14 protein-coding genes are annotated in these 18,349 nt (G+C 73.1%); 9 read left to right on the top strand and 5 right to left on the bottom strand.

Features of this window, described 5'->3' with window-relative positions; translation table 11 throughout:
* Positions 1 to 178: 178 nt before the first annotated feature.
* Positions 179 to 1,378 (bottom strand): acetyl-CoA C-acetyltransferase, encoded by a 1,200-nt coding sequence (locus ACIHCL_RS07995; protein ID WP_399858293.1) that lies wholly within the window; start codon positions 1,376 to 1,378, stop codon positions 179 to 181.
* Between the two features lie 134 nt (positions 1,379 to 1,512).
* Between ACIHCL_RS07995 and mce the strand changes: the two genes are divergently transcribed.
* The 7 genes from mce (at position 1,513) to ACIHCL_RS07960 (ending at position 11,383) form a co-directional block, all read left to right on the top strand.
* Complete coding sequence (gene mce, locus ACIHCL_RS07990; RefSeq protein ID WP_399858290.1) at positions 1,513 to 1,941, top strand: methylmalonyl-CoA epimerase; 429 nt, start codon at positions 1,513 to 1,515, stop codon at positions 1,939 to 1,941.
* Positions 1,942 to 2,105: 164 nt separating this feature from the next.
* Positions 2,106 to 5,966 carry a polarized growth protein Scy gene (gene scy / locus ACIHCL_RS07985; protein WP_399858288.1) on the top strand — a complete coding sequence of 1,287 codons (3,861 nt, stop codon included), beginning with the start codon at positions 2,106 to 2,108 and terminating at the stop codon, positions 5,964 to 5,966.
* Positions 5,967 to 6,148: 182 nt separating this feature from the next.
* Positions 6,149 to 7,087 (top strand): cellulose-binding protein, encoded by a 939-nt coding sequence (locus tag ACIHCL_RS07980; RefSeq protein ID WP_399858286.1) that lies wholly within the window; start codon positions 6,149 to 6,151, stop codon positions 7,085 to 7,087.
* 95 nt (positions 7,088 to 7,182) lie between these two features.
* Positions 7,183 to 8,316 carry an ABC transporter ATP-binding protein gene (locus ACIHCL_RS07975; protein ID WP_399858283.1) on the top strand — a complete coding sequence of 378 codons (1,134 nt, stop codon included), beginning with the start codon at positions 7,183 to 7,185 and terminating at the stop codon, positions 8,314 to 8,316.
* Positions 8,317 to 8,321: 5 nt separating this feature from the next.
* Positions 8,322 to 9,101 carry an ABC transporter permease subunit gene (locus tag ACIHCL_RS07970; RefSeq protein ID WP_399858280.1) on the top strand — a complete coding sequence of 260 codons (780 nt, stop codon included), beginning with the start codon at positions 8,322 to 8,324 and terminating at the stop codon, positions 9,099 to 9,101.
* Positions 9,102 to 9,377: 276 nt separating this feature from the next.
* A complete protein-coding gene (locus tag ACIHCL_RS07965; protein WP_399858278.1) occupies positions 9,378 to 10,514 on the top strand; it encodes an ATP-binding cassette domain-containing protein in 1,137 nt (378 codons plus the stop codon).
* Positions 10,511 to 11,383 (top strand): ABC transporter permease subunit, encoded by an 873-nt coding sequence (locus tag ACIHCL_RS07960; RefSeq protein WP_399858275.1) that lies wholly within the window; start codon positions 10,511 to 10,513, stop codon positions 11,381 to 11,383. The genes ACIHCL_RS07965 and ACIHCL_RS07960 overlap by 4 nt, the downstream gene beginning before the upstream one ends.
* A 59-nt stretch (positions 11,384 to 11,442) precedes the next feature.
* Here ACIHCL_RS07960 and ACIHCL_RS07955 read toward each other — a convergent pair whose 3' ends face one another.
* Positions 11,443 to 11,772, bottom strand: a complete 330-nt coding sequence (locus ACIHCL_RS07955; RefSeq protein WP_399858273.1) for an ATP/GTP-binding protein — start codon at positions 11,770 to 11,772, stop codon at positions 11,443 to 11,445.
* A gap of 212 nt (positions 11,773 to 11,984) precedes the next feature.
* Between ACIHCL_RS07955 and ACIHCL_RS07950 the strand changes: the two genes are divergently transcribed.
* Positions 11,985 to 13,058, top strand: a complete 1,074-nt coding sequence (locus tag ACIHCL_RS07950) for an LLM class flavin-dependent oxidoreductase (protein ID WP_399858271.1) — start codon at positions 11,985 to 11,987, stop codon at positions 13,056 to 13,058.
* Positions 13,059 to 13,281: 223 nt separating this feature from the next.
* Here the strand turns inward: ACIHCL_RS07950 and ACIHCL_RS07945 are convergent, their stop codons facing one another.
* Positions 13,282 to 13,674: an SCO5389 family protein gene (locus ACIHCL_RS07945; protein WP_399858269.1), complete on the bottom strand. Its 393-nt coding sequence runs from the start codon at positions 13,672 to 13,674 to the stop codon at positions 13,282 to 13,284.
* Between the two features lie 292 nt (positions 13,675 to 13,966).
* On the opposite strand from ACIHCL_RS07945, the gene nucS reads away from it, so the two are divergent.
* Positions 13,967 to 14,638, top strand: coding sequence for an endonuclease NucS (gene nucS / locus ACIHCL_RS07940; RefSeq protein WP_399858268.1), 672 nt, complete (start codon positions 13,967 to 13,969; stop codon positions 14,636 to 14,638).
* A gap of 186 nt (positions 14,639 to 14,824) precedes the next feature.
* Here the strand turns inward: nucS and ACIHCL_RS07935 are convergent, their stop codons facing one another.
* Both ACIHCL_RS07935 and ACIHCL_RS07930 read right to left on the bottom strand, forming a co-directional pair.
* Positions 14,825 to 17,452, bottom strand: a complete 2,628-nt coding sequence (locus tag ACIHCL_RS07935) for an ATP-binding protein (protein ID WP_399858265.1) — start codon at positions 17,450 to 17,452, stop codon at positions 14,825 to 14,827.
* Positions 17,453 to 17,800: 348 nt separating this feature from the next.
* Positions 17,801 to 18,124 (bottom strand): STAS domain-containing protein, encoded by a 324-nt coding sequence (locus tag ACIHCL_RS07930; protein ID WP_399858262.1) that lies wholly within the window; start codon positions 18,122 to 18,124, stop codon positions 17,801 to 17,803.
* Positions 18,125 to 18,349 lie beyond the last annotated feature (225 nt).

Genomic DNA, 18,349 nt, shown 5'->3' with positions numbered 1-18,349 from the left:
CTCGCGCGTGCTCTACGTGTACTACGTGCGGCCCACCCGGGCCGTTCCCCGCTCGCGTACGAACGGGCCTTCTCCCACTCGCAGACGGCGGGCCTTCCCGCTCGCGGGCGTACGGCCGCCGCGGGACGCGGCCCCGGACCGGGCCGCTCCCGGACGCGGGCGTACGGGCCGCCGCGGCCTACTTCGGGACGCGGACGATCAGCGCGTCGCCCTGGCCGCCACCGCCGCACAGCGCCGCCGCGCCGACGCCGCCGCCCCGCCGCTTCAGCTCCAGCGCCAGGTGCAGCACCAGCCTGGCGCCGGACATGCCGATCGGGTGACCGAGGGCGATGGCGCCGCCGTTGACGTTCACCTTGTCGGAGGTGACGCCGAGGTCCTTCATGGACTGGACGGCGACCGCCGCGAACGCCTCGTTGATCTCGATCAGGTCGAGGTCCTCGGCCTGGATGCCCTCCTTCTTCAGGGCGTGCTGGATCGCGTGCGACGGCTGCGACTGGAGCGAGTTGTCCGGGCCCGCCACGTTGCCGTGGGCGCCGATCTCCGCGATCCACGCCAGGCCCAGCTCCTCGGCCTTGGCCCTGCTCATCACCACGACGGCGGCGGCGCCGTCGGAGATCTGCGAGGAGGTGCCCGCGGTGATCGTGCCCTCCTTGGTGAAGGCCGGGCGCAGCCTGGCGAGGGACTCGGCGGTCGTCTCCGGCCGGATGCCCTCGTCCTTGGCGAAGAGGACCGGGTCGCCCTTGCGCTGCGGGATCTCGACCGGGGTGATCTCGGCCTCGAAGACGCCGTTCGTCTGGGCCGCGGCGGCACGCTGGTGGGAGAGGGCGCCGATCTCGTCCTGCTCCGCCCTGCTCAGTCCCAGGCGGGTGTTGTGGTGCTCGGTGGACTCACCCATCGGGATGTTGTCGTAGGCGTCGGTCAGGCCGTCGTGCGCCATGGAGTCGAGCATCTCGACGGCCCCGTACTTGTAGCCCTCGCGCGACTTCGGGAGCAGGTGCGGGGCGTTCGTCATGGACTCCTGGCCACCCGCGACGACGACGTCGAACTCTCCGGCGCGGATCAGCTGGTCGGCCAGCGCGATCGCGTCGAGCCCGGAGAGGCACACCTTGTTGATGGTGAGCGCGGGGACGTTCATCGGGATGCCCGCCTTGACGGCGGCCTGACGCGCCGGGATCTGCCCCGCCCCGGCCTGGAGCACCTGGCCCATGATCACGTACTCGACCTGGTCGCCGCCGATGCCGGCCCGGTCCAGCGCCGCCTTGATGGCGATGCCGCCGAGCTCGGCGGCGGAGAAGCTCTTCAGGGAGCCCAGCAGACGGCCCATGGGCGTACGCGCGCCCGCGACGATCACTGAGGTGGTACCGGTCGTTCCTGACATGAGGCGCAGCCCCCTGGGTGAGGTGTGAACGAGGGTTTACTCGAATGTACTGAGCGGTACCCCGCCCGTCATCCGGCAGCGGGTGTGACGGCGCGCACGTTGCGTAACCATCGGCGGGGCGTTGCACTGGTTCCATGCTGACGCGAATCGACCACATCGGAATCGCCTGCTTCGACCTCGACAGGACCGTGGAGTTCTACCGGTCGACGTACGGGTTCGAGGTGTTCCACACCGAGGTCAACGAGGAACAGGGCGTGCGCGAGGCCATGCTCAAGATCAACGATACGTCCGACGGCGGCGCTTCGTACCTCCAGTTGCTGGAGCCGATCCGGGAGGACTCGCCGGTCGGGAAGTGGCTGGCGAAGAACGGGGAGGGCGTCCATCACATCGCCTTCGGCACCGCGGACGTCGACGCCGACGCCGCGGACATCCGGGAGAAGGGCGTCAGGGTGCTCTATGACGAGCCGCGGAACGGGTCGATGGGGTCCCGGATCACGTTCCTGCACCCCAAGGACTGCCACGGTGTCCTGACCGAACTGGTCACGTCCGCAGCGGAGCGCTGACCTCCGGATACCTTGCCCGGTAGAGTGGGCCGTTCCGGGCCGGGGCCGGGTCGGGGCCGCGGCGCGTCCCCAGCCGTTGATCTGTCACCATTCCCCGGGGGACCGTTCACCGGCGAACGGTACTCGTTGGAGAGTTGCGACCATGGGACGGATGGGACCGCGCAGTGCGGGGCTACGAACGCCAGGAGAGCCACCGAGCTGACGACGACCATCTCTCACGGTTCGAAGCCGAGATGGACCGGCTGAGGACCGACCGGGAGAAGGCCGTCCAGCACGCCGAGGACCTCGGTTACCAGGTCGAGGTCTTGCGCGCCAAGTTGCACGAGGCTCGGCGCAACCTCGCCAACCGCCCCGCGTACGACAACGCGGACCTCGGTTACCAGGCCGAGCAGTTGATCCGCAACGCGCAGATCCAGGCCGAGCAACTGCGCAGCGACGCCGAGCGGGAACTGCGCGAGGCCCGCGCCCAGACGCAGCGGATCCTGCAGGAGCACGCCGAGCATCAGGCGCGGCTCCAGGCCGAGTTGCACAACGAGGCCGTGCAGCGGCGCCAGCAGCTCGACCAGGAACTGGCCGAACGCCGCCGCACCGTCGAGTCGCACGTCAACGAGAACGTCGCCTGGGCCGAGCAGTTGCGGGCCCGGACGGAGTCGCAGGCGCGCAGGCTGCTGGACGATTCCAGGGCCGAGGCCGAACGGGCGCTGGCGGCGGCACAGACGGAGGTCGGCCGGCTGGCGGAGGAGACCCGGCAGCGGCTCGGCGCCGAGGCCGAGACGGCCCGTTCCGAGGCCGAGACGCTCCTGCTGCGCGCCCGCAAGGACGCCGAGCGGATGCTGAGCACCGCCTCCGCGCAGGCGCAGGAGGCCACCAGCCACGCCGAACAGCTGCGTTCGTCGACCACCGCCGAGACCGAGCAGGCCCGGCAGCGGACCGCCGAGCTGAACCGGGCCGCCGAACAGCGCATGCAGGAGGCCGAGACCCGGCTGCGCGAGGCCCGGCTGGAGGCCGAGAAGGCCACCGCGGAGGCGAGGGAGGCGGCCGTCAAGCGGCTGGCCGCCGCCGAGTCGGAGAACGAGCAGCGCACGCGTACGGCCAGGTCGGAGGTAGCCCGGCTGGTCGGCGAGGCCACCAAGGAGGCCGAGACGCTCCGGGCCGAGGCCGAGCAGGCGCTCGCCGACGCCCGCGCCGAGGCGGACCGGCTGAAGTCCGAGGTGGCCGAGAAGGCCCGTTCGGCCGCCGCCGAGGACGCCGCTGCCCAGCTCGCCAAGGCCGCCCGGTCCGCCGAGGAAGTGCTGACCAAGGCGGCCGAGGACGCGAAGTCCACCACCCGCGCGGCGAGCGAGGAGGCCGAGCGGATCCGGGGCGAGGCCGAGGCCGAGGCGGACCGGCTGCGCGCCGAGGCGGCCGAGCAGGCCGATCAGCTCAAGGGCGCGGCCAAGGACGACACCAAGGAGTACCGGGCCAGGACCGTCGAGCTCCAGGAGGAGGCGCGCCGACTGCGCGGCGAGGCCGAGCAGCTCCGTTCCGAGGCGGTCGCCGAGGGCGAGCGGATCCGGGGCGAGGCCCGCCGCGAGGCCGTCCAGCAGATCGAGGAGGGCGCGAAGACCGCCGAGGAGCTGCTGGCGAAGGCCAAGGGCGACGCGGAGGAGCTGCGCGCCACCGCGACCACCGAGAGCGAACGGGTCCGTGCCGAGGCGGCCGAGCGCGCCGCCTCGCTGCGCAAGCAGGCCGAGGAGGCCCTGGAGCGCGCCCGCGGCGAGGCGGAGCAGCTGCGGGCCGAGGCCGAGGAGCAGGCCGGGTCCACCACCACCGCGGCGGAGCGGGCGGCGGCGGAGCTGCGTGAGGAGACCGAGGGCGCGGTCGCGGCACGGCAGGCGGAGGCGGCCGAGGAGCTGGCCCGGCTGCGCGCCGAGGCAGAGGCCAAGGTCACCACCGCCGAGCAGGAGCTCACGGACGCGCGCGCCGAGGCGGAGCGCATCCGGCGCGAGACGAACGAGGAGTCCGAGCGGCTGCGCGCGGAGGCCGCCGAACGGCTGCGGACGCTGCGCGAGCAGACGGAGGCCGAGGCGGAGCGGCTGCGCGACGAGGCCGCCGCGGACGCCGCCAAGGCGCGGTCGGAGGGCGAGTCCGCGGCCGTACGGCTGCGGTCCGAGGCCGCGGCCGAGGCGGAACGGCTCAAGTCCGAGGCCAAGGAGAGCGCCGACCGGCTGCGGTCCGAGGCGGCGGCCACCGCCGAGCGGGTGGAGAAGGAGGCCGCCGAGGCGCTGGAGGCCGCGCGGGAGGAGGCCAACCGGCGCCGCCGGGAGGCCGAGGAGACCCTCGAAGCGGCCCGGTCCGAGGCGGGCCGGGAACGCGAGCGGGCCCGCGAGCAGAGCGAGGAACTGCTCGCCTCCGCCCGCAAGCGGGTCGAGGAGGCTCAGGCCGAGGCCCAGCGCCTGGTCGAGGAGGCGGACGGCCGGGCGGCCGAGCTGGTCGCCGCGGCCGAGCAGTCCGCCCAGAAGGTGCGGGACGCCGTCAGTGGGCTCCACGAACAGGCCGAGGAGGAGATCGCCGGGCTGCGCTCGGCCGCCGAGCACGCCGCGGAGCGGACGAAGTCCGAGGCGCAGGAGGAGGCGGACCGGGTCCGCACCGACGCGTACGCGGAGCGCGACCGGGCCGGCGAGGACGCGGCCCGCATCCGCCAGGAGGCGCGCGAGGAGGCCGAGGCCGCGAAGGCGATGGCCGAGCGGACCGTCGCGGAGGCGATCGCCGAGTCGGAGCGGCTGCGCGCGGACGCCGCGGAGTACAGCCAGCGGATGCGTACCGAGGCGTCCGACGCGCTGGCGTCGGCCGAGCAGGACGCCTCGCGCAGCCGGGCCGAGGCCCGCGAGGACGCCAACCGGATGCGGTCCGAGGCGGCTGCCCAGGCCGACCGGCTGGTGGGCGAGGCGACGAGCGAGGTCGAGAAGCTGCGCACCGAGTCGACGCGGCAGGCCACCGAGCTCGTCGACGCGGCGAACCAGCGGGCCGCCCAGCTGGTCGACGAGGCGAAGCAGCAGGCCGCGCAGGTGACGGGCGAGGCGACGGCCGAGGCGGAGCGGCTGCGCGCGGAGGCGGCGGCCACCGTCGCGTCGGCGCAGGAGCACGCGTCCCGCACCCGCGAGGAGGCGGAGCGGGCACACGCCGAGGCGGAGGCGGCTGCCGAGCGGATGCGCGCCGAAGCACGCGAGGAGGCGGACCGCCTGCTCGACGAGGCGCGGGAGTCGGCGGCGAAGCGCCGCTCCGACGCCGCCGAGCAGGCGGACCAGCTCGTCGAGAAGGCCCGCGAGGAGTCGCTGCGCACCGCCACGGAGGCGGAGAAGCAGGCCGACACGATGGTCGGCGCCGCCCGCAAGGAGGCCGTGCGGATCACCTCGGAGGCGACCGTGCAGGGCAACTCCCTGGTGGAGCAGGCCCGCACGGACGCCGACGAACTGCTGGTCGGCGCGCGCCGGGACGCCACGGCCATCCGGGAGCGGACCGAGGAGCTGCGGGCCCGGATCGAGGGCGAGATCGAGGAGCTGCACGACCGGGCCCGGCGCGAGACGGCCGAGCAGATGAAGGCGGCGGGCGAGCGCGTCGACAAGCTGATGAAGGCGGCGACCGAGCAGCGCGAGGATGCCGAGGCCAAGGCCAAGGAGCTGCTGGCGAACGCGAATTCGGAGGCGAGCAAGGTCCGGATCGCGGCGGTGAAGCGGGCCGAGTCGCTGCTGAAGGAGGCCGAGCAGAAGAAGGCCACGCTGGTCCGCGAGGCCGAGAAGCTGCGGGCCGACGCCGAGGCCGAGGCGAAGCGCATGGTGGACGAGGGCCAGCGCGAACTCGACGTGCTGATGCGCCGTCGCGCGGACATCAACACCGAGATCTCCCGCGTGCAGGACGTGCTGGAGGCCCTGGAGTCGTTCGAGACGCCGGCGAACGGCAAGGGCTCGGGCGGTGGTTCCAACGGCGCCGTCAAAACCGGGGCCTCCGCGAGCGGTCGCTCGGGGGGCAAGTCGTCCAGCAACTAGCGTCGCGTCATGTCCGCGCCGAGAATGGGAGGTTCAAGCCTCCGGGTGGCAAGAGTTACGGGGGCCGGCCACCCAAAAGGGGCGTCATTCTCCAGATCAAACCCGCATCCACTCGATGACACGCCGTTCCGGCGCCTAGGATTCCCCCTAACACCTCACCGGTCTCTTTCGACAGGAACCTCATGAGCGACCCTTCCTCCCCCTTTGGCTTCGAGCTCGTGCGGCGTGGGTACGACCGCGGTCAGGTGGATGACCGCATCGCCAAGCTCGTCGCCGACCGCGACGGAGCCCTCACCCGCATCACGTCTCTGGAAAAGCGGATCGAGGAGCTGCACCTCGAGACGCAGAACGCCCAGGCCCAGGTGGGCGACGCGGAGCCGTCGTACGCCGGTCTCGGCGCGCGTGTGGAGAAGATTCTCCGCCTGGCCGAGGAGGAGGCGAAGGAGCTGCGCGAGGAGGCCCGCCACGCCGCCGAGCAGCACCGCGAGCTCGCCGAGTCGGCCGCCCAGCAGGTGCGCAACGACGCCGAGACGTTCGCCGCCGACCGCAAGGCGAAGGCCGAGGACGAGGGCGCGCGCATCATCGAGAAGGCCAAGGGCGAGGCCGGCACGCTGCGCGCGGACGCCCAGAAGGACGCCGCGCAGAAGCGCGAGGAGGCGGACGCCCTCTTCGAGGAGACGCGGGCCAAGGCCGCCCAGGCCGCCGCGGACTTCGAGACCAACCTGGCCAAGCGCCGCGACCAGTCGGAGCGCGACCTCGCGTCCCGTCAGGCCAAGGCCGAGAAGCGTCTCGCCGAGATCGAGCACCGCGCCGAGCAGCTCCGCCTGGAGGCCGAGAAGCTCCGTACGGACGCCGAGCGCCGGGCCCGCCAGACGGTCGAGACCGCGCAGCGCCAGTCCGAGGACATCGTGGCCGACGCGAACGCGAAGGCCGACCGGATCCGCAGCGAGTCGGAGCGCGAGCTGGCGGCGCTCACCAACCGCCGCGACTCGATCAACGCCCAGCTGACGAACGTCCGCGAGATGCTGGCGACGCTCACCGGTGCCGCGGTGGCCGCCGCGGGCTCCCCCGTCGACGAGGAGTCGTCCGCCCGGGGTGTCCCGGCCCAGCAGACCCGCTGACCCGGCAGGCCGCGACCGTATCTCCGCGTGCACCTGACGCGCCCGGCTCCACCCCTGTGGTGGCGCCGGGCGCTCGGGCGTTCTAGCGTGAACTCATGATCGAGCTCGATGGCCTCACGAAACGCTTCGGGAGCAAGGTCGCGGTGGACCGGCTCTCGTTCCGGGTCCGCCCCGGCATGGTGACGGGTTTTCTGGGACCGAACGGGGCGGGCAAGTCGACCACGATGCGGATGGTGCTCGGTCTCGACAACCCGACCGGCGGTTCGGTGCGCATCGACGGCCGGCACTACAGCCGGCTCGACGATCCCCTGAAGTGCGTCGGCGCGCTGCTGGAGGCCAAGTCCATGCACGGCGGGCGCAGCGCGTACAACAATCTGCTCTGCCTCGCGCAGAGCAACCGCATCCCGGCGAGCCGGGTCGCCCAGGTGCTGGACATCGTCGGCCTGACCCCGGTCGCGCGGAAGAAGTCGGGTGGCTTCTCACTCGGCATGAGCCAGCGGCTCGGGATCGCGGCGGCACTGCTCGGCGACCCCCGGGTGCTGCTCTTCGACGAACCCGTCAACGGACTGGACCCCGAGGGCATCCACTGGATCCGCCATCTGATGAAGGCCCTCGCGGCCGAGGGGCGGACGATCTTCGTCTCCTCGCACCTGATGAGCGAAATGGCCCTCACCGCGGACCACTTGATCGTGATCGGCCAGGGCCGGCTGCTCGCCGACACCTCGATGGCCGACTTCATCCAGCGGAACTCCCGCAGTTACGTGCGGCTGCGCTCCCCGGAGCAGGAGCGGCTGCGGGACGTGCTGCACGCGGAGGGGCTGACCGCGGTCGAGGCGGAAAGCGGTGTGCTGGAGATCGACGGCGCCACCAGCGAGGCGCTGGGCGAGCTGGCGGCCCGGCACCGGATCGTGCTGCACGAGCTGAGCTCCCAGCGGGCCTCCCTGGAGGAGGCGTTCATGCGGATGACGGCCGACGCGGTCGAGTACCACGCACACTCGGAACCCGGGGCACCGCTGCCTCCGGGCCCGCGCTGGGGTGAGCAGTACGACCGGCTGACCGCCGGCACCACTGGCACGGCCGGCGCCGCAGGCGCCCCCGGCGCCCCCGACGCCCCCGACGCCCCCGACGCCCCCGACGCCCCCGACGCCCCCGACGCCCCCGGCGCCCCCGACGCGAACGGCCTCACCGGCACCACTGGCACGGCCGGCACCGCCGGCAAGGAGGTCTGACGACGATGGCATCGGTACCCGCGGTCCTGACCTCCGAGTGGACCAAGATCCGTACGGTCTCGTCGACCGTCTGGACCCTGGTCTGCGCGTTCGTCGTGACCGTTCTGATGAGCGGGGCGCTCTGCGCCCTGATGAACGCCCAGTTCGACGACCTCCCGCCCATGGAACGGGCCACCCTCGACCCGACCCTGATCAGCTTCTCCGGCATGGTCCTCGGTCAGCTCGCCATGGTCGTCTTCGGCGTGCTCGTGGTCGGCACGGAGTACAGCTCGGGCATGATCCGCACCTCGCTGGCGGCCGTGCCCCGGCGCGGCACGTTCCTCTTCAGCAAGATCGCGGTGGCCGGTGTGCTGGCGCTGGCGGTCGGCATCGTGACCGGCTTCGTCTCGTTCTTCCTCGGCCAGGCCCTGCTCGGCGACCTCGGCACGGACATCGGTGCGCCCCACGTCCTGCGCGCGGTCGTCGGCGCCGGACTGTACATGGGCCTGATCGGGATCTTCTCCATGGGCGTGGCGACGATACTGCGCAGTTCCATGCTGTCGCTCGGCATCCTGATGCCGTTCTTCTTCCTGGTCTCCCAGATCCTGTCGGTGGTGCCCGGCGCGAAGAAGGTCGCCCGCTACTTCCCCGACCAGGCCGGTTCCAAGATCATGCAGGTGGTCCCGGATGCCATGAACAGCACCCCGAGCCCCTACGGGCCTTGGGGCGGACTGGGCATTCTGGTGGCCTGGGTGGCGGCGGCGCTGGCCGGGGGCTACCTCGTACTGAAGAAGCGCGACGCGTGAGAACCGAGTGAGCGCGGGGAGAAACGCGGCGCGCGCGTGCGAAGGGGTAGGCCGCCCGGGGCACGCGGTACGAGGAGGACCGACGCGTGATGGGGGAGGGCGAGGCACCCCCCGCGACGCCCCGCACGGCCCCCCGCAGACGTCCGGTCCACGACGCCGCGCGGCGGTGCGGCTTGGCCGCATCCGTCAAGGGCTGGATATTCTCTTAACCCTTACGGGGGTGTGTGGCCGGACGGCCCGGCCCCGACGACGGACAAGAGTCAATGGGGCTGAAGCATGATCGAGGCAGTCGGCCTGACCAAGCGCTACGGCGCGACGACGGCCGTGGACAACCTTTCCTTCCAGGTGCGGCCCGGTACCGTCACCGGATTCCTCGGCCCCAACGGGTCGGGCAAGTCCACCACCATGCGCATGATCGTTGGACTGGATCAGCCCACGTCGGGCCAGGTCACGATCGGCGGCCACCCCTTCCGCCGGCTGCCGAACGCCCCACGCCAGGTGGGCGCGCTGCTGGACGCCAAGGCGGTGCACGGCGGGCGCAGTGCCCGCAATCACCTCCTCTCGCTCGCGCAGTTGGCGGGCATCCCGGCCGCACGGGTCGACGAGGTGCTCGGGGTCGTCGGCCTGCAGGAGGTCGCGCGAAAGCGCACCGGGGGCTTCTCGCTCGGCATGGGCCAGCGGCTCGGGATCGCGGCGGCACTGCTCGGCGACCCCCAGGTGCTGCTCTTCGACGAACCCGTCAACGGGCTCGACCCCGAGGGCATCCTCTGGGTCCGCAATCTGATGAAGGCCCTCGCGGCGGAGGGACGTACGGTCTTCGTCTCCAGCCATCTGATGAGCGAGATGGCGCTCACCGCCGACCATCTGATCGTGATCGGCCGGGGACGGCTGCTCGCCGATATGAGCGTGAAGGACTTCATCGCCGCCAACTCGGCCGACTTCGCCCGGGTGCGGGTCCCGGACGGCGCTCTCGACCAGCGGGAGAAGCTCAGCGCCTCGCTCATCGAGGCGGGCGGCCGGGTGCTGTCGGAGTTGGACGGGGCCCTGCGGGTCACCGGACTGGCACTGCCGCGGATCAGTGGCGTGGCCCATGAGGCGGACGTCCGGCTGTGGGAGCTCTCGCCGCACCAGGCGTCGCTGGAGGAGGCGTACATGCGGATGACGCAGGGCGCCGTGGACTACCGTTCGACGGCCGACGAGAAGGCCGGGCTGCGGCAGCCGACGCCCGACGAACCCGGTGAAGCGGACGCCTGGCAGCGGGTCCCCGAGGTGCCGCAGCAGAACTGGTACGCCCCACCGCCCCCCGGCAAGGACCTCTCCGCACCTCCCGCGTCCGCGACGCCTGTCCCGGGTGTGCCGCCCGCGCCGCACGCGGACCCGACCACGAGCCAGACCAGCGAGGACGCCCGATGACGACACCGCCGACCCCGCAGGCATCCGGCCAGCCGCGGGCCCCCCTCCCCCACCCGGCCGGACGGGGCGTCCCGGCCGGGTCCTACACCTCCCCGATCCCGGTGCGGCCCGCCACCCTCACCGACGCGTTCTTCGCCGAGTGGACCAAGATCCGCTCGGTGCGCTCCACCGTATGGACGCTCGGCGTCATGATCGTTCTGGTGCTCGGCCTCGGCGTCCTGGCTGCCGTCATGCTCACGCTGACCGACGCCCGCATGGACGATGTCCCCGAACTCAGCTTCGGTTTCTTCGGGGTGCTCCTGGGCTCGATCTGCGTGATCACGCTCGGCGTGCTGACCATCACGTCCGAGTACGGGACGGGCCTGGTCCGGACGACGCTGACGGCCTGCCCCAGCCGTTCCCGGGTGCTGACCGCCAAGGCCTGCGTCTTCTTCCTGCTCACCTTCGCCGTCACCACCGTGTCGACCGCCGTGGTCGGCGCGGTGCAGACGTCCATGCTGGACGGCAAGGAGGCGAGCACGGACGACTGGCTGCGCGCCACGATCGGCGTCGGGCTCTACATCGCGCTGCTGGGACTGCTCTCCCTGGCGGTCGGCGTACTCGTCCGGCACTCCGCCGGTGCCATCACGATCATGATCGGCGTGGTGCTGCTGCCGCTGGCGCTGGGGATCTTCATGTTCTCGGAGTCCCTGGCCGGTCTGCGCGAGGCGCTCTTCCTGTACTCGGTCCCCAGCCAGCTCAGCTCGCTCTACGACACCTCGGTCGTCGGCTCCGGCCCGACCGGCTGGGACGCGCTGTGGATCACGCTCGGGGTGACGGCCGTGGCCATGGCCGCCGCCTACGCGACGCTGGAGCGCCGGGACGTGTGACCGTCCCCGCCCGGACACCGGCTCCGCCCCGGCCCGAGCCTCCCGAACCGCCCGGAAGGTCAGTACCGGGGCGCGTTCCTGGACCGCTGCACCCGCGTGGTGCGGCGGTCCTTCGCATTCCAGCACGCCTTGTGCCAGTGCCTGCGGTCGTCGACCCCGCCGTGCTCGGACCAGGCCACCAGGTGCGGGACGCCGGGCGGGATCTCCTGGTCGCAGCCGGGGCAGCGGTACCGCTTTCCCCCCGCGCTCGCGCCGCTGACCGGGCGCACCGACCACTCCTCCCCCTGCCACTCCTCGACGCGTCCGCCGCCCCCGTAGCGGACCCCCTGCTCCACTGCTCGCTCGTGGAAACTCTCGCCGCCTCGGGGGCGGTTGCGGCGCGGGGACACGGGACACCTCACAGATGGACCGGGCAGTTCTCCCCAAGCGTAGAGCCATTCGGCCCAGCCGCACGCCCCCCGTCACGCGGAAACGTTCCGTCAGACTTTACCGACTTACCGGACAATCGGAACAGCCTGTCGCCGTGCCGTGCCTTGGGCACGTGTCAGACGTTGTTGCCCGTAGGTGAGAGACCGCGTCGGCCGCGAGGAGGCAATTGGCGATGCGCGTGGGAACGTTCGTACTGGCAGCCCAGTTTCCGGGACAGGGTCCGGGTGAGGCGCTGCATCGCGCGATCCGGTCCACCGAGGTCGCGGAGGAATCGGGGCTCGACTCGGTCTGGCTGGCGGAGCACCACTTCGTTCCGTACGGGGTCTGCCCGTCCGCCGTCACCCTGGCCGCGCTGCTGCTCGGCCGCACCCGCAGGATCCGGGTGGGCACGGCGGTGAGCGTGCTGCCGACCCAGCATCCGGTCGCGCTGGGCGAACAGACCGCGCTGCTCCACCTCTCCAGCGGCGGCAGATTCACGCTCGGCGTCGGCCGGGGCGGCCCGTGGGTGGACCTGGAGGTGTTCGGCGGGGGCCTGGAGGCGTACGAGAAGGGCTTCCCGGAGTCCTTGGAGCTGCTGCTCGACTGGCTGTCCCGGCCGAGGGTCGCGGGGAAGGGGCCGCGGTACGGCTTCCGCGAGGTGGCGGTGGTCCCCCGGGCCGACGAGCCGCTCGCCGGATACGGCCCCGCCGGACCCGAAGCCCCCGGGCGCGGGGGCGAGGGGGCCCAGGGCCCGGAGGTGGTCGTCGCGTGCACCTCGCCCGGGACGGTGCGGCTCGCCGCGGAGCACGGGCTGCCGATGCTCCTCGGCATGCACTGCGGGGACGAGGAGAAGGCGGAGATGATCGCCCTGTGGCGCACCACCGCCCTCGCCGCGGGCCGTTCGCCGGAGAGCGTCCGGGCGGCCGGACATGTGTCCGCCGGAGTCGCCCAGATCGCCGACCGCGCCGAGGACGCGGTGGAGTCCCTCGTCAAAGCGATGCCCGGCTGGCTGCGGGAGGGCCTGGGCGCCCATGTGACGGCCGACGGCCGGCACCGGGTGATGCGCGACCCCGTCGCCTACACGGAACTGCTGTGCGGTCTTCATCCCGTGGGTCCGCCCCGGCTGGCCGCCGACCGGCTCGCCGCCACCGCCGAGCGGACGGGCATCACCCGCTTCGCCCTCCTGGTGGAGGGCTCCGGGGAACTGACAGCCACGGAGGAGAACGTGGCGCGGCTGGGCACGGAGGTGCTGCCGCTCCTCGCCTGAGCCACCGCGGGACGTGTGGGCCGCTGCCCTGCCGATGCGTCGTCGGACACAGGGGGCCGCCACTCCCGCCCGAACGGCAAGGTGCTGCCGTTCCGTGCCCGCGCCCTCAGGGGTACGGGCCGTCGCCCCGGTTCCGGCCACGCCTCCGGGGCCGGAACGGCGACGCGTGCTCAGGGCCTGCCCGACGGCTCATGGCCGGACAGGCCCTGCCGCCGAACGGGCTTCAGCAGTCCCGCAGTTCTGGCGACTGATTGAGCAACTGGCCCCTCACCGAGGTGAAGCGGGCCAGCCGCTCGTCGACCGAGGCGTCCAACGGGAACACCGCGACGCGGTGGCAGTTCTGGAATGCCAGCCGCACACCGAAGTGCCGTTCCAGAGCTCCGCGTATCGCATCACTCGCGAGCGCACGCAGCAGCTGACCACGGGCCTGCTCGTCCGGCGGGGGCGTCTGATTGTCGGCGAACTCCCCGCCGTCGGCCTCCAACCGGGCCGCCAACGAGCTGATCATCTCCCACGCGTAGGGCAGGGAGGTCCGGACGCAGTCGACGAAGTCCGCTTCATCGACCTCGCCCCGCTCGGCCTGTTCCAACAGCGCCGGTGAGACGTCGAGCGACATGGGTTCTCCTCTCGCGGCCCCGACGCCGGGCCGGGGCCTTACGGGCAGGGCAGGGAGGAACGCGACGCAGCGTGCACACACGGCGACCTCCTGCTAACACGGTAAGGGTGAGGTCCTGGCCGCACCAGGAGATTGGGAACACAACCGGCCAACAACGAAGGGGAGCAAAGAGGGGCAAGCCCGAAAGGGACCGGTCTGGTCATGTCCGCTCCAGTCGCGGGCGGACGGGTGCGCACGGGGCGGACGGGGGAGAATCGCGCGGGGCACCCGTCGTCGAGTAGCGTTGCCGACCATGCGTCTCGTCATCGCCCGCTGTTCCGTGGACTACGCCGGCCGGCTCACCGCCCACCTGCCCTCCGCCCCCCGTCTGATCCTCGTCAAGGCGGACGGGAGCGTGTCGATCCACGCGGACGACCGGGCGTACAAACCCCTCAACTGGATGTCGCCGCCCTGCACCCTGAAGGAAGGCACCCACGACGCCCCGGACGTCTGGACCGTGGTGAACAAAGCGGGCGAGAAACTGATCATCACGATGGAGGAGGTCCTCCACGACTCGTCCCACGAGCTGGGCGTCGACCCGGGCCTCATCAAGGACGGCGTCGAGGCGCACCTCCAGGAACTGCTCGCCGACCGGATCGAGACCCTCGGCGAGGGCTACACCCTGATCCGCCGCGAGTACTTCACCGCCATCGGCCCCGTCGACATCCTCTGCCGGGACGCCGACGGCGGGACCGTGGCCGTGGAGTTGAAGCGGCGCGGCGACATCGACGGAGTGGAGCAGCTGACCCGCTACCTGGAGCTGCTCAACCGCGACCCCCACCTCGCCCCGGTGAAGGGCGTCTTCGCGGCGCAGGAGATCAAGCCGCAGGCCCGGGTGCTGGCGACGGACCGCGGGATCGACTGCGTGGTCCTCGACTACGACGCGCTGCGCGGCATCGAGGACGACAAGCTGCGCTTGTTCTGACCCGCTTCCTCCCAGGCTCCCCCGCCGCCCCTCGACGCCGGACGCGGCTCGCGCGTCCGGCGTCGAGGCGTTTGCCGGCATCAGCGCTCAGGGCTTCGGCGCTTCCCGGCGCCCGGCGCCGGTTGCGGGTGCTTCCAGGCGTCCGGTGCCGGGGGTGACGCGCTTCCCGGCGCCCGCCGTCGCGGCTCAGACCACCGGTGACGCCCCGTCCGCGTCCTCGGACGACGGGGAGAGGGAGGGAGAGGTCGCTCCGCTCGCCGAGTCGGTGGTGCCCTCCGGCGGGGACGGCGAGGGCGGTTCCGTGGCCGGTTCGGTCGGCTCCGGGGGGTTGTCCTCCGTCTCGCTCGGGCTCGGGCTCGCCGGCGCCGTCGGCGTGGACGGCTTCGTGGGGACGGTGGGGCCGGTCGGGGTGCCCGGCGAGGAGCCGCCATCGGCCGGGGTGCCCGGCGCGGAGCTGCCGCTGGGCTCCATGGCGTCCGGGGACGGCGTCTCGCTCGCGCTCGGTTCGAGGCCGCTGTCGGACGGGCCGGGCGGCACCACGCCCTCCTCCGACATGTCGTCCCCGTACGGGGATCCGTCCGCCGGTCCGTCGTCCGACGCCCCGTTCTCACCGTCGTCCTGGCCCGGGGACTCCTCGGAGGTGATGCGGGGATCGCCCGGTTTCCCACCGTCGCCGGACGTCATGCCCAGCACCACGACCGTGCCGAGCGCGGCGGCGAGGAGCACGCCCGCCCCCGCCGCGACGAGGTTGCGCCGGGCGCCTCCCAGCAGGGCGAGGCGCCCCTTCCGTGCTCCCGGCGCGGTGGCGGGGGCGCTCTGCGGGAAGATCACCTCGGTGGCGGCCGTGTCGGACGGCCGCGCGGGCTTCTGCAGGGCCGCGGTCGCCGGCCCGGTGGGCAGCGGAGCCGTGTCGTCGTTCCGCGGGCCCGCCACCGGGCGGGCCACCGGCACGGGACCGCCGGGGACGGGGTTCTGGGGCGTCGGCCCACCGGGCACGGGAGCGCCGGGCGGCAGGGCGCCGGGGACAGGCCCCCCGGGCAGGGGCATGCCGACCCGGTCCGCGGCCAGGGCGAGTGCGCGCCTCCCGACCACCATGCCCGGCTTGTCGGCGAGCGCCCCGCGCATGCCGATCGACGTCTCCAGCTCCGTCCTGGCCCGCTCCGGATTCCCGGAGCAGAGCGCCAGCACACCCAACTCATGGTGGAAGTACGCCTCTTCGGCGACCTCACCGGCGATCCTGGCCGCCTCCTGACCGATCCGCAGGGCCTTCTCCCAGGCCCCCCAGTGCAGTCCCGCCGCGAAGGCCGGGGCCGCGCTGCGGGCCAGCAGCACGGCCGCGCTGATCCCTCCGGCCTCCTCGCCGGGGACGAGCCGTGCCATGGCGGCGATGACGGCGTCGGCCTCGGCGGCCGTCCGGGCCGGGGTGACCGAGGGGTGCCCGGCCCACCAGGCATAGTGCTGGGCCGCGCCGCGGGCCCGCTCGGCGCTGTCGTCGCCGTATCCGGCGGCCTCCAGCTGGGCGACCGCCCCCGCGGCCAGCCGGTAGCGGGAACCGGCCGGGGAGAGCAGCCCGCAGCCGGCCAGTTCGCCGAGCGCGGCGTCCGCGTGGGTGTCCCCGACCAGAGCCGGAAGGTGCGCCTGGTGTGGTATCTCGCCGCCGAGCGCGACCGCGAACCGCAGCGTGTGGCGGGCGGGTTCGCTGAGCCGTGAGGCGAGCAGCGCGGCGGGCGCCGCGGCCTCGCCGAGGCCGGGCAGCGGTATGTGGACGCCGTCGACGGCCTCGTCGTGCCCGAAGGGCGACCGCACGGACGGGCGGTCCACGCCGTCGTGCGGGGCGGGCACGTCGTGGGTCTCGGGGTCGGCGCGCATCCGGTCGCGTCGGCGCAGCAGGGCGGCCGCCTGGACGAAGCGCAGCGGCAGCCCCTCCGACTCGAACCAGAGGTCTCCCGCCCAGTTCTTCTCCTCGTCGGTGAGCGGGCGTTCGACGAGCCGCTCCAGCAGTTCGGTCGAGGAGCCCCGGCCGAGGCCGGGGAGGAAGACCTCTTCGAGGTACGAGTCCGCGGTGGGAGCGACGACGTCCGGGGTCGTCGCGAAGACGAAGGCGCACTCCGGTGTGGCGTCGAGCAGTTCTTCCAGGGCGGCCCCGCCGAACTCCAGGTCGTCGAGGACGACGACGGCGCCGATGCCCCGGACGTGGTCGAGGAGCACGGCGCGGTCCGGCCGGTGCAGCGGCGCCTTGTACACGGCCTCGAAGAGCGCGTACAGCAGGTCGGTCGCGGTCCTCTTGTGGCCGGAGAGCCGTACGACGCCGTCCGGAGCGACCTCGGCGCAGTCGGCGGCGACGGCGTTCAGCAGGGTGGTGCGGCCGGAGCCGGCCGGCCCGGTCAGCCGCACGGAACGACCGCGGGTCAGCAGCCGTACCAGCCGCTCGCGCTCCTCCGTGCGCTCCAGCAGGGGTGGTTGCGGGGCGGGCGGCCCCGGCGGCACGGGGGGCGCGGCGGCACGCTCGCGGTCGGCGCGGTCGGCCGCGGTGCGCCGCACCGGCGCCACGGGCCGCTCCCCCGGCGGGCACAGCTCGACCTCGCTGCCGTCGACGGGGTTGACGGTGAGGAGGTAGTCACCCGATATGAGCCGGACGACACGGGCCGGGTGCGGCGTCTGCTGACCGGCGTCCGGGGAGGCGGGAGCCCGGCCGCCGGCCCGGTGCGGGGCGCCCGGCGGCGGAGCGGAGGAGGACTGCCGTCCGTCGGCCGCCTCGCCGGGTCCGCCGCCGTCCCGGCCGTACTCCTCCGGCCCCTGGTGTGTCGGGTCCATCGCCAAAGCCCCCAGACGCGTCGCGCACGGTTGTCCCTCCCGGCCTCGTACGCCCTGCTGTGGCCTCCGGTCCGGAGTCCGCCCGGTGGGTTCCGTCAATCGGCGGACGGGCCGACCCTAGACCGTAGCGAGGTGTCCACGCACAGCCGGGGGTCCGGTCCGTCCGATGCGCACGCTCTCGTACGGAATGTGATGTTCCTGTGCACCGCATGGCCGCATCCGGACGCTTCGGGGCCCGGGGGCGGATACGCCCGGACGGGGCGGGGCTGTCGCCCGATGTCCGCGTACGAGCCGAACGGGCCGCTTCGGAGCGGGCCCGGCCCCCCGTACGCACGGTCCGGGCCGGTGCTATACGCGCGGCAGGGTGTCCGCGGCGATTCCACCCTCGATCGCCAGGATGCGGTGCAGCCGGGTCGCGACGAGCAGACGCTGCATCTGCGGCGGCACACCCCGCAGCACCAGCCGCCGGCCGGCCCGCCCGGCCCGTCGGTGGGCGCCCATGATGACGCCGAGCCCGGTGGCGTCCCAGGAGTCCAGCTCGGTCAGGTCGAGCACCAGGTCGCCGACTCCGTCGTCGAGGGCCGAGTGCAGGGCCGTACGGGCGTCCGCCGCGCTTCGGACGTCGAGGCGGCCCCCGACGACCAGTTCGACGTGATCGCCCCTGATGTGCATATGCGCTCCCGGTGCATCTCCGTTGTGGGTTTCGTCTGTCTGTTCTGTCTCTCACACAACTGACTGCGCCGGAGACAGGGAAGTTGCCGTCTGTAAGCGAACCAATGCCGATTTCACTCCGTGGGGTGACCGCGGTGCGACGCGGCCCCGGACGGGCCCGGATGTGCCGGCATGCGTCCCGGTCCCGCGGGCCCGGCCGACGGCGGACCGGGCCCGCAGGACGAG

It is taken from the genome of Streptomyces sp. NPDC052042 (genome assembly GCF_044548345.1).
In the GTDB taxonomy this organism is placed as follows: domain Bacteria; phylum Actinomycetota; class Actinomycetes; order Streptomycetales; family Streptomycetaceae; genus Streptomyces.
This window is presented reverse-complemented; position numbering and strand designations above follow the sequence as displayed.